Annotated in this window: 13 protein-coding genes; 4 read left to right on the top strand and 9 right to left on the bottom strand. The window is 61.1% G+C overall.

Annotated elements, in window-relative coordinates; genetic code table 11:
• From WB528_RS03520 to soxX, 9 genes are all read right to left on the bottom strand, one after another.
• Positions 1–422 (bottom strand): MFS transporter (locus WB528_RS03520; RefSeq protein ID WP_423887043.1); only part of this gene is annotated, 422 nt, incomplete at its 3' end.
• Between the two features lie 143 nt (positions 423–565).
• The gene (locus WB528_RS03515) at positions 566–1,144 is read right to left on the bottom strand and encodes a hypothetical protein (protein ID WP_423887042.1); all 579 of its coding nucleotides are present in this window, start codon (positions 1,142–1,144) and stop codon (positions 566–568) included.
• Between the two features lie 40 nt (positions 1,145–1,184).
• Positions 1,185–2,225 carry an MBL fold metallo-hydrolase gene (locus WB528_RS03510; RefSeq protein ID WP_423887041.1) on the bottom strand — a complete coding sequence of 347 codons (1,041 nt, stop codon included), beginning with the start codon at positions 2,223–2,225 and terminating at the stop codon, positions 1,185–1,187.
• A gap of 62 nt (positions 2,226–2,287) precedes the next feature.
• Positions 2,288–4,033: a thiosulfohydrolase SoxB gene (gene soxB / locus WB528_RS03505; protein WP_423887040.1), complete on the bottom strand. Its 1,746-nt coding sequence runs from the start codon at positions 4,031–4,033 to the stop codon at positions 2,288–2,290.
• Between the two features lie 30 nt (positions 4,034–4,063).
• Positions 4,064–4,387: a hypothetical protein gene (locus tag WB528_RS03500; RefSeq protein ID WP_423887039.1), complete on the bottom strand. Its 324-nt coding sequence runs from the start codon at positions 4,385–4,387 to the stop codon at positions 4,064–4,066.
• A complete protein-coding gene (gene soxA / locus WB528_RS03495) occupies positions 4,384–5,283 on the bottom strand; it encodes a sulfur oxidation c-type cytochrome SoxA (protein ID WP_423887038.1) in 900 nt (299 codons plus the stop codon). The genes WB528_RS03500 and soxA overlap by 4 nt, the downstream gene beginning before the upstream one ends.
• Complete coding sequence (gene soxZ / locus WB528_RS03490; RefSeq protein ID WP_423887037.1) at positions 5,280–5,591, bottom strand: thiosulfate oxidation carrier complex protein SoxZ; 312 nt, start codon at positions 5,589–5,591, stop codon at positions 5,280–5,282. The genes soxA and soxZ overlap by 4 nt, the downstream gene beginning before the upstream one ends.
• 2 nt (positions 5,592–5,593) lie before the next feature.
• Positions 5,594–6,088: a thiosulfate oxidation carrier protein SoxY gene (soxY, locus tag WB528_RS03485; protein WP_423887036.1), complete on the bottom strand. Its 495-nt coding sequence runs from the start codon at positions 6,086–6,088 to the stop codon at positions 5,594–5,596.
• Between the two features lie 40 nt (positions 6,089–6,128).
• A complete protein-coding gene (gene soxX / locus WB528_RS03480) occupies positions 6,129–6,443 on the bottom strand; it encodes a sulfur oxidation c-type cytochrome SoxX (protein WP_423887045.1) in 315 nt (104 codons plus the stop codon).
• A 306-nt stretch (positions 6,444–6,749) separates the two neighbouring features.
• On the opposite strand from soxX, the gene WB528_RS03475 reads away from it, so the two are divergent.
• The 4 genes from WB528_RS03475 to WB528_RS03460 all read left to right on the top strand — a co-directional run.
• Positions 6,750–7,424, top strand: coding sequence for a DUF938 domain-containing protein (locus WB528_RS03475; protein ID WP_423887035.1), 675 nt, complete (start codon positions 6,750–6,752; stop codon positions 7,422–7,424).
• Positions 7,425–7,566: 142 nt separating this feature from the next.
• Entirely contained in the window at positions 7,567–8,781 is a 1,215-nt protein-coding gene (locus WB528_RS03470) for an MFS transporter (RefSeq protein ID WP_423887034.1), read from the top strand.
• A 51-nt stretch (positions 8,782–8,832) separates the two neighbouring features.
• Complete coding sequence (locus WB528_RS03465) at positions 8,833–9,195, top strand: nuclear transport factor 2 family protein (RefSeq protein ID WP_423887033.1); 363 nt, start codon at positions 8,833–8,835, stop codon at positions 9,193–9,195.
• Positions 9,196–9,289: 94 nt separating this feature from the next.
• A partial coding sequence (locus tag WB528_RS03460) for an MFS transporter (RefSeq protein WP_423887044.1) occupies positions 9,290–10,140 on the top strand: 851 nt, incomplete at its 3' end.

The raw sequence follows: 10,140 nt of genomic DNA, 5'->3' as shown, positions 1-10,140 counted from the left end.
TCGTTCATATGCGCGGAGAGGATCGCATAATTGGCGGGGTGGTAGACGCTATTGGCCAGCCCCAACAATGCGGCGCTCACGATCAGCGACGAATAATTCAGGTGCAGGCCGAGCCCGATCAGCGCCGCTCCGCCTAAGCAAAGACCGATCAGCAGAATCTTTCGCGCGCCGATATGGTCGGCAAGATACCCGATCGGTGCCTGGGTCAGGCCGGAACTCACTGCGAAGACGGTCAGCGCAAAGCCGAGCTCGATGTAACCGACATTGAGTTGCTGTTTCAGGAAGGGAAACAGCATCGGCAGCGTAAAAATATGGAAATGGCTCACCCAATGGGCGACGGAAATCGCGCCCAGCGTGCGAAACTGTTCGTCCTTGTCGGCCTGTTCGGATACGGCTTGCGGCGCGGCCAGAATATCGGCCATTGGGCGTCCTCGCTTTCGAAGGCGAAAATACCGGCCCTGCCGGTTACCTGTCCATGAATACGGCTGCATGGCAGCCCTCAATGTCGTTCCAGACATCGAGGGCTGGCGATGGTATCCGCAATTTACCGGATGGCCGGGCGGGTTTACGACGCCATGCGGCCGCGCTTGAAAGGGTTGACCAGCCGGACAATCTCGCAGGTGGCGACGAGCCCGATCAGCCAAACGGCATTTAAAGCTCCGATGCGTGCGACGATGGTGGCGTTAAATGCGCTCGCACCTCCGAGGAACGGCGTCGTTGCCAGCAGCGCAACTTCATAGACGCCGTAACCGCCGACCAAAGCGAGCACGAGGACAAGCAGGGTGCTGTTTTGCGGCAGCCAGCGTAGAATGGCCGCCGACGTTGCGGTCGCGGCAAGAGCGGCGATGCCGATCACGAGGCCCCAGAGCATCGTGTTGCCGTCGATCGGGTAATGCAGCGCGCCGAAGCCGATGCCCTGATTGACCAGCCATGCGCCGGCGACGACAAGAAGCGCCGGGCGCAGCGGCAGCATCACCGCGGCAATCACCGCAAAGGCCGCAAATGGCGTCGCGCAGGCGAACGCGAAGCTTGCGAGCGCGCAGGACACCGTCAGCAACGCGAAACAGAACAATGGCGCATGACGCGGTTCGACCGGCGCAAGCCGGGAGCCGTCGACCGAAGGCGATAGCAGATCAAGGGACATGGTCATTCTCCCTGGGCCGGATGCCAGTATAGCAGCACGCTCAGCCCGTCAGCACGGGCCCACCGGCCTTCTTCCACGCGTCGATACCGCCGGCGATATGGGCCGGATTGGTCAGCCCCGCTTCCTTCGCGGCGTTGACCGCCATCGCCGAGCGCTCGCCATAGGCGCAGAAGAACACGATGCGCCGCCCAGTGGCGGTCGCGACTTCGCGCAACATTCCGCCGGGGCTGAGACTCTCGCCGATTCCGGGATAGGGCGCATGCAGCGCGCCGGGCAGTGTGCCGTGCTTGGCGCGTTCGCTCGTCTCACGCAGGTCGACCAAAAGAATATCGGGCCGGCCGAGACTCTCGATCGCCTCGCGCGCGGTGAACGCCAATCCCTGTTTGGTGAGTTCGTCCTGATGCAGGCCGACGTGCATATTGGCCGGCACGGCGACATCCATCATCTTCGGGTTCGGCAGCTTCAGATTGTTCATCAGTTCGACATATTCGTCGACCGAACGCACTTGCAGCCTGGGATTGTAGCGCTTCTCTTCGCCGATCGTGGAGACCGTATCGCCCTTATAATCATGAGCAGGAAATACCATGGTTTCATCCGGCAGTTTTAGCAGCCGGCTGAAAATCGAGTCGTATTGCGCCCGCGCGCTGCCGTTCTGGAAATCGGTTCGGCCGGTGCCGCGGATCAGCAGGGTATCGCCGGTGAAAACGCGATCGCCCATCAAGTAGCTGTAGGAATCATCGGTATGGCCGGGCGTGTACATCACATCCAGCGTGATGCCCTCGATCGTCACCCTGTCGCCGTCCGCGACTCGCATCGATACGACATCGGCCTTGGTCTCTTCGCCCATGATGGTGATGCAATGGGTGCGGTCGCGCAACTCGCCGAGACCGGTCACGTGGTCGGCATGCAGATGCGTATCGACGGCCTTGACCAGCTTGAGGTCGAGTTCGCGCAGCAACTGGCAATAGCGGTCGACCCTCTCGAGCACGGGGTCGAGGATCACGGCCTCGCCGCCCGCGCGGCTTGCCAGCAGATAGCTGTAAGTGCTGGATACGCTGTCGAATAGCTGACGAAAGATCATGGGATGAAATCCGCTAACCGATTCCGCGACAATATCACGCCGCGTCGTATCCTGGGAGCCACCTATCCCCGGTCCGCGATCCCGGGATTGCCGCTAACGCCCTGTATTGCAACACCGTTAGCGGGCAGGTCGAGCGGCTTGCCGCTGCCGAGGTATTTGGCGAGAACGTCCCAAACCGGCTTTCCCTGCTGCGGGTTAACCGCAGCCCAGCCGGCGACCGTGTAGCGTTTGTTGGGGTCGATGACGCTGCCGTTGTCGAGCTTCAGGTTGGAAATCCGGCGCCCGAGGGCTTCCGACGGCGTGCAGCTATAGGTCAGTCCGCTGATGCGGACCATGTCGCCGCCCTGCTGGTGATAGGGGTCGGGATTGAAAAGGTTGTCGCAGACGTCTTCGAGTGTGTTCTTGAGCTCGCTTCCCGTCAGTTTTTGCACATAGGTTTCGGGATAGGTGATGGCGGTCTCAGCGAGCGCGTCCTCCATCGTGAAGAGCTGGTTTGGCAGGAAGGTCGCGCCCCAGCGAAAGCCCGGTGACATCGCTATTTCAGCATCGAACTCGCGGCGTAGTGCGGCGCAGATCATCTGGTCGACGGTGCCGGTGAAATTGTCGCGACGGTAGAGCAGGCGGTCGGTGGTGGCGATTCTCCCGCTCCAAGCCGCCACCTGCGGCGCGCGAACTTTGTCGATCAGCGCGGTCATCTCGGCGTCGGGCTTCAGCAATTCCGAGAACACCGGCAACAGGCGATATCTCACGTTCCGCACGTGGCCCTTGGCGAGGTCGAGGTCGAGGACGCCGACAAATTTGCCGTTTGAACCGGCGTTGGTGACAAGCGTGGTGCCGCCGGAATTGGTCACCGCAATGGGTTGGGGAATGGCGTCGTGGGTGTGGCCGCCGAGAATGACGTCGAGGCCGTGCACGCGGCTGGCGAGCTTGAGGTCGACATCCATACCGTTATGCGACAACAGCAGGACCGCATCGACCTTCTCGGTAGAACGCAGACTATCGATCAGTGTTTGCAGTTCCTGCTCGCGGATGCCGAAGGTCCAGTCTGGCGTGAAGCGTTTTGGATGCGCGATCGGAACATAAGGAAATGCCTGGCCGATCACGGCGACGCGATAACCGCCGACTTCCTTGATCATCGAGGGCTTGAACACCCGGCCCGAGGCGGAGTCGAGCGCCTTGGCGCCGTTGAAGGCGGCCTCTTCGGTCAGGAAAACGTTCTGCGCGAGGAACTCGCCCTTGAAGCGTTCGAGGTTGCTGCGAAGCGCGTCCTCGCCATAGGTGAATTCCCAATGCCCGGTCATCGCTTCGATGCCGAGCAGGTTTGCCGCCTCGACCATGTCGGCGCCGCGGAGTGCATTGGCCAACCCTGTGCCTTGCCAGGCGTCGCCGCCATCGAGCAGCAGGGAGCGTTGCGGGCCGGTGTCGTTGCGCAAACGGTCGATCAGGGTTTTGAGATGGGCAAAGCCGCCGAGCTTGCCGAAACGGGCCGCCGATTTTTCGAAATCGAGGGAGGTGAAGGCATACGCGTCGGCGCTTTCCGCCTTGATGCCGAAGTGGTCGAGAAAGGCGTGGCCGACCAGATGAGGCGGCTGCCCAGCCATCGCGCCGATCCCGAGGTTGACGCTCGGCTCGCGAAAATAGCCGGGCAAAAGCTGCGCATGGGTGTCGGTGATGTGCAGGATGCGTGCATTGCCGAAGCGTTCAAGATCGTAGACGCCGCCATCGGCGCTGCGCGCTTGGTGCGGAAAGCTGCCCGCGAGCGCCGCGGCGCCGGTTAATTTCAGAAGATCTCGGCGGCAGATGGTCATGGTCGGCGTTGAGCCATTTTCTTTCGAGCCTCAGCGTATTTCGAGATTTTTCCAGGCGGCTTTTTCGCTCGTCGCCTGGTAAATCGAGGCCTTGGCGAGCGCTTCGGCTTCCTTCGCGGCTGCGACCGCCTGGTCGAAGTCATTCTTCTCGGCGGCCTTCCTTGCCTCAGTGAGCGCAGCCTCAGTCACAAGCCATTGGTTGCGCAAGAGGCCGGCCTGCTTTTCAGCGGCGTCTGCTGCGGCATAGGAAGCTTTGAAGCCGGCTTCGCTGTTGGCGGCAAACGCGGCGTGGCCGGTCAGCAACGCAACGATCACCCAACACAGCCGTACCGGCGCTCCCAAGGAGTTGCTCATGGCCGTGAACCCGGTCCGGAAATCGGCAGACCATTGCTGACATAGGACAGAAAATATTCGAGGTCGCGGTACTCGTCACTCTGCGGCTCAAGCGGCACGCCGCGCACCTGGCTATTGCATGTGATAAAGCGCCGGCTGGTCGTGCCCATGCCGCCCCATTCGGAGCGATAGATCGGCATCGCATTGAGGATTCCGAGCGCCGGCGCGAGCACCTCGGCCCGTAGCCGCTCGCCCGGGTTCTGCACGTGACAGGTCGCGCAGGAAAAATTCAACTGCCCGCGCCGCGTGTAGAAGTAGCGCTTGCCGTCTTCGTAAGCCTCAAGGGCGCGGGGATCGTCCGGAATTTTGATATTGAGCGGCTTGCCGCGGGAGGTGAAAGCCATATAGGCGGTCAATGCGGCCATGTCGTCGCCGGTGTAGGAGATGGCTTTCTCGCCATTGGCTTCGCGGCACCGGTTCAGCGCCAGTTCAAGCGTGATGACCTTGCCGCTTTTCGTGTCAAACTGCGGATAGTCCTGCCTGATACCGATGCCCTGATCGGCAAAACAATCGGCATAATGCTTGCCGTTGGCGAAAGGCTTGGCGAACAGTTCCTTGCCGGCCTCAAGGGAGAATTCATAAGGCGGAAACTGCTCCTTCTCCTCCCATTGCCGCCGCATGTCCTCGTTCAGCGCGTAGGGACCGTTGGCGAAGTCATCGGGCTTCACGCCGGGAAATTTTTTGAAGAAATAGTCCTGGAATGCGCGCGCGTCCTTGGCGGGGTCCACGCCATCGGCGGCTACCGCCGTATGCGCGACTGCGAGCAGCAGCGCGGCGAGAGAAATCGATAGGAGGCGCACGCTCAAGCGCCGCCCGGCCCTGCCAACAAAATGGGGAAGCCAGCGATGAACTCTCATTGGATCTTGAATGTCGCGGTGTCGGTCTGACCTTTGTTGTCGATCCAGCTCACTTTCAGGTCGTCGCCCTTGGTCGCGCCCTTGAACGCGAATTTGACATAGGGGTCCTTGGAAACCGCCGTTCCCCAATCGGCAACGAAGACCGTCCGGCCGTTATGTTCGAAGGTCAACTCCTGGATGAAATGCGCCGGGATGAATTCGCCCTTGTCGTTTTTGATGAAGCCCGAATCCATAGGATGCTGGATCAGCGTCTGGACGTCGGTGGTGTCGCCGTTTGCGATTGCGCGTACACGAATGCTCGATGCCATGTTCAACCTCCGCAACCGCCAACGGTCACCTTGACTTCCTTGGTCGCGCTAAAGAGCTTGCCGCCGGATTCCACGATTACAATGACATTGCTGGTCTTGGACATTTTGAGGCGATTGGCCACGTTGGGCAGCGTGCCTTGCGGGATTTTGTAATACGCCGCCAATACGTTCGGATTTTCCGGCACCACAAAGGCGATCGAGGTTACGTCCGCAAGACTGGTCGAGACGGATATCGGAACCACCGCGCCATTTTCCGCGATCTCTGGCGCGTCGAGCTTGATCTTGTCGGAAGGTTCCGCGGTGCGGCCATAAAGAAGCCGGATCGCTTCCTTGTTGTCTTTCTGCTTGAAAGCGTCTTCCGGGTATTTGTCATTGGCGGCCGCAAACACCGTGGGGCCAGGCAGCACAACAACGCCAAGCCCCGCGAGTGCGACCGAACCGGCGCCGCGAAGAACGATACGCCGCGTGACCGGCTGGCTGTCATCAAGGCTCGTCATCGCTCATCTCCCCATTTTGTTGCCCGCTTGAGATTGCGTCTCATAGCGTTTGCAGGAAATCCACGATCGCGTCGATTTCCTGTTTGGTCAGAATGCGATTCCGGCCGAACGGCGGCATCGCGGTTTCCGGGTTCCGCACGGTTTCGTCCGTGACAATCGCGACGAGTTCGTTGCGGTCGGGATACTTGCTTTTGAGGTCCTTGAGCGTCGGTCCGATGGTGCCGGGCAGGTCACCGCCCTTGATGTTGTGGCAGCTCAGGCAGTTGCCCTTGGCCCGGTCAAAAGCGAGCTTCTCGCCCTCGGCAGCCTTCGATTGGGCGTGCGCCGCCATCGGCGGTACGATGACGCTGAGCATCAGTGCCAATAGCAGAACCTTGAGTGAAAGGCGGTCAGTCAAAATGCAGTTCCCGCGGATGGCTGGTCCAAGTATAATCTTTCAAAGCATAAACGCTGTCGCCTGACAACGCGGGCAGTTTGCACTGCGGCGATTTGATCTCTAGTGTGCCGGTTTGGACGTCCGCATCAATTATGCCGCGGGTTCGTCATGCGGACTTTTGTACCAAAGCCCCACCAGAACAATAGATTTGGTGGATTCCGAAGTTCGAAACGTGGCTCCGTAAAATGCTGCGAACTTCGGAATCGGGACACTGGGAGGCCGATTGTGGCGGAGTATGTCGTTGAATTCGGCAAGGATGGTGGCAACATCGCGCCGGACGGCCGGCTTGATGCGCCAGCCTTTCATCGCAACCATCAGGCCATCGACGGCGTTCTGGCACGGTTTCTGACCGGAAAATCCGGTGACGTGGTTGAGGCCGGCAGCGGCACCGGCCAGCACACCGTCGAATTCGCCCGGCAATTTCCCGAGATCACGTGGTGGCCAAGCGATCTCAACGAAAATCACCTGACAAGCATCGAGGCGTGGCGGCTGCATTCGCAACTCGCCAACATCCGTCCGCCGCGGCGGATCGATCTGTCGGATCCGGCCTGGGGCGATGCGATGAAAGGTGAGGGCGGCCCGGACGAATTGCTGGCGGTATTTTGCGCCAACGTCATTCACATTGCGCCGTGGCGTGTTGCCGAGGGGCTGGTCGCCGGAGCCGGCCGCTACTTGCGGCCGGGTGGACTGCTTTTCCTATATGGTCCGTTCAAGCGCGAGGGCCGGCATACCGCCGATAGCAACGCAGCCTTCGACAAGAGCCTGCGTGCGCGAGATCCCGAATGGGGCGTGCGCGACGTCGAGGCCGTGACGAAGCTCGCGGATGCTGCCGGTCTTTCGCTGGTCGATCTCGCAGAGATGCCTGCCAACAATCTTACGCTGGTGTTCAGCCGCAGCTAGATCAATTGCGGCCACGGCCCAAACTTTGGCGCATGGCGCGCGCCCGTTTCCATCGGTTGATCGCGTGGATTTGGCGCTTCATAGTGCATCGAATCGAAGGACGATCGTACCGCTTCCTGCTTTTCCGGGGTCGAAACAGCCGATGACCGATATGACCGCAGCCGCGGCGAGCACCGATGACGTGCGCGTTCGCGGCAACGTAATCCGACTGGCCGCAGCGCAGGCGCTGACCGGTGCGAATTCGGCCGTCATTTTTGCCACCGGCTCGATTGTCGGCGCGGCGCTGGCGCCGAGCGTTTCGCTCGCCACCGTGCCGCTCTCGATGTATGTGCTCGGGCTTGCCGCGGGCACGTTGCCGACCGGTATGATTTCGCGCGCCTACGGCCGCCGAGTTGCCTTCATCGCCGGCACGGCGTGCGGCGCTTGCACAGGCCTGCTCGGTGCGTTCGCGATCCTGTACGGCTCGTTCGAGCTGTTTTGCTGCGCGACTTTCCTTGGCGGATTATACGGCTCGGTATCGCAATCCTATCGTTTCGCGGCCGCCGACGGCGCGAGCGCGGCGTTTCGCCCCAAGGCCGTATCGTGGGTGATGGCGGGCGGCGTATTTGCCGGCGTGCTCGGTCCGCAGCTGGTGCAGTGGACGATGGATATCTGGTCGCCCTATCTGTTCGCTTTCTCTTTTGTGGTGCAGTCGGCGGTAGCGCTGGTTGCGATGGTGATCCTGGCCGGCGTCGATGCGCCAAGGCCAGCGCCGGCGGATCTGCATCGGGGACGTCCGCTGCTCGAAATCGCGCGGCAGCCGCGCTTTATTGCAGCCGCCCTCTGCGGCGTCATCGCCTATCCGACGATGAACCTCGTGATGACCTCGGCGCCGCTCGCCATGAAAATGTGCGGGCTTTCCTTGAGCGATTCAAATTTCGGCATTCAATGGCACATCGTGGCGATGTATGGGCCGAGCTTCTTTACGGGGACGTTGATCGCGCGTTTCGGCGCGCCAAGGGTAGTCGCGGCAGGACTTCTGTTGGAGGCTTGCGGCGCCATGATCGGCCTTTCGGGCATCACGGCCATGCACTTCTGGGCAACGTTGATCGTGCTTGGTATGGGGTGGAATTTCGGCTTCGTCGGCGCGTCCGCGCTGGTACTGGAAACGCACCGGCCGGAGGAACGTAACAAGGTGCAGGCCTTCAACGATTTCCTCGTGTTTGGCATGATGGCAGTGGGATCGTTTTCTTCCGGTCAGTTACTGGCGAATTACGGCTGGGCAGCGGTCAACTGGGTGGTGTTCCCGCCAGTGCTGTTGGGCGTGTCGGTGCTTCTCCTCGTGTCGCTCGCGAAACGGCGAGCGGCATTGTGCTAGAGGCCGGCGACACCGTGGTTGACGCCTTTTTACCTTCGACAGGAGAAGCCGATGCCTTCGCGAGCCCGTCTCGATGAGTTCATTGCCGTTGTCGAGGGCGGCGATCATGCCGGCGCCATCGAGCGCTATTACGCCGATGATGCGATCATGCAGGAGAACGCCGCGCCGCCGAGGGTCGGTCGCGATACGCTGGTTGCCCATGAGCGCGCCGCGCTGGCGCGGATGTCGCAGGTCGCTTCGAAATGCGTGTCATCGGTGGTTGAAGGCGAACGGGTCGCCATTCATTGGAATTTCGTACTTACCGAGAAGTCAGGCCTGGTGCGCCGCTTCGACGAGGTCGCGTGGCAGGAATGGCGCGGCGACAAGATTTTCCGCGAGCGCTTCTTCTACGACCCGACCAAGGTCAGTAGCTGATGACAACTGCTGACACTTCGATCCAGATCGAAGCGATTGACTTGGCGTAGCGCCCGCGCGTCGTACATGATGTCCCGAAACAGGGAGATCACGCCTGGACGTCTCAAGCCGCCCCGCGATTGACGAGCGATCTATCCGCTATGATGGCTGGCGGATCGTTGCCGTTTGTTTTTTGGTTGCGACCTTTGGCTGGGCATTCGGCTTCTACGGACAGAGCGTTTATCTGGCCGAACTGCACCGGCAGCACGGTTGGTCGGCGTCGTTGATCTCGGCCGCGACAACCTTCTTCTATCTGTTCGGAGCGCTGCTCGTTATCTTCGTCGCCGAGGCCATCAGGAAGTTCGGCCCGCGAAACTGCCTGTTGGCGGGAACGGGCGCCATGGCGGCCGCGGTTGTGCTGATGGGGCAGGTCAATGCGCCTTGGCAGCTTTATCTCGCGGATATCGCATTGTCCTTTGGCTGGGCAGGTACCAGCCTTGCGATGATCAGCAGCACGCTCGGCCTCTGGTTCGATCGGAAGCGCGGCATGGCGATCAGTCTCGCTTTGAACGGCGCGAGTTTCGGCGGCATCGCGGGCGTTCCGCTATTGGTGATCGCGATCGGCCAGTTTGGATTTTCCCGCGCGCTGATGTTGGCTGCTGTCGTCATGGTCGTGCTGGTGATTCCGGCGGTGTTGATCTTCGTCGGGCCGCCGCCGTCCCATTTAAGCGGGAAGCCTTCGTCAACACGCGACGCGCCATCGTCTTCGCTCATCCGCGCACGCGCTTTCCGCGATATCGGCTTTCTGTCGGTATCCACCGCCTTCGCGCTGGTGCTGTTTGCGCAGGTCGGCTTCATCGTTCATCTGATCGCGTTCCTTGATCCCGTGATCGGCCGTTCCAATGCTGCGGTGGCGGTCGCGATGCTGACGGCCATGGCGGTGGTCGGGCGCATACTGTTCTCCAC

This window comes from Bradyrhizobium sp. (assembly GCF_049586575.1).
In the GTDB taxonomy this organism is placed as follows: Bacteria; Pseudomonadota; Alphaproteobacteria; order Rhizobiales; family Xanthobacteraceae; genus Bradyrhizobium.
The sequence above is the reverse complement of the archived record's forward strand: the minus strand, read 5'-3'. Positions and strand labels throughout refer to the sequence as shown.

Excerpts from the sequence above, each read along its gene's own strand:
- WB528_RS03515 (WP_423887042.1), bottom strand. The coding sequence starts at position 1,144 with ATGTCCCTTGATCTGCTATCGCCTTCGGTCGACGGCTCCCGGCTTGCG.
- WB528_RS03510 (WP_423887041.1), bottom strand. The coding sequence starts at position 2,225 with ATGATCTTTCGTCAGCTATTCGACAGCGTATCCAGCACTTACAGCTAT.
- soxB (WP_423887040.1), bottom strand. The coding sequence starts at position 4,033 with ATGACCATCTGCCGCCGAGATCTTCTGAAATTAACCGGCGCCGCGGCG.
- WB528_RS03500 (WP_423887039.1), bottom strand. The coding sequence starts at position 4,387 with ATGAGCAACTCCTTGGGAGCGCCGGTACGGCTGTGTTGGGTGATCGTT.
- soxA (WP_423887038.1), bottom strand. The coding sequence starts at position 5,283 with ATGAGAGTTCATCGCTGGCTTCCCCATTTTGTTGGCAGGGCCGGGCGG.
- soxZ (WP_423887037.1), bottom strand. The coding sequence starts at position 5,591 with ATGGCATCGAGCATTCGTGTACGCGCAATCGCAAACGGCGACACCACC.
- soxY (WP_423887036.1), bottom strand. The coding sequence starts at position 6,088 with ATGACGAGCCTTGATGACAGCCAGCCGGTCACGCGGCGTATCGTTCTT.
- soxX (WP_423887045.1), bottom strand. The coding sequence starts at position 6,443 with ATGCTCAGCGTCATCGTACCGCCGATGGCGGCGCACGCCCAATCGAAG.
- WB528_RS03470 (WP_423887034.1), top strand. The coding sequence starts at position 7,567 with ATGACCGATATGACCGCAGCCGCGGCGAGCACCGATGACGTGCGCGTT.
- WB528_RS03465 (WP_423887033.1), top strand. The coding sequence starts at position 8,833 with ATGCCTTCGCGAGCCCGTCTCGATGAGTTCATTGCCGTTGTCGAGGGC.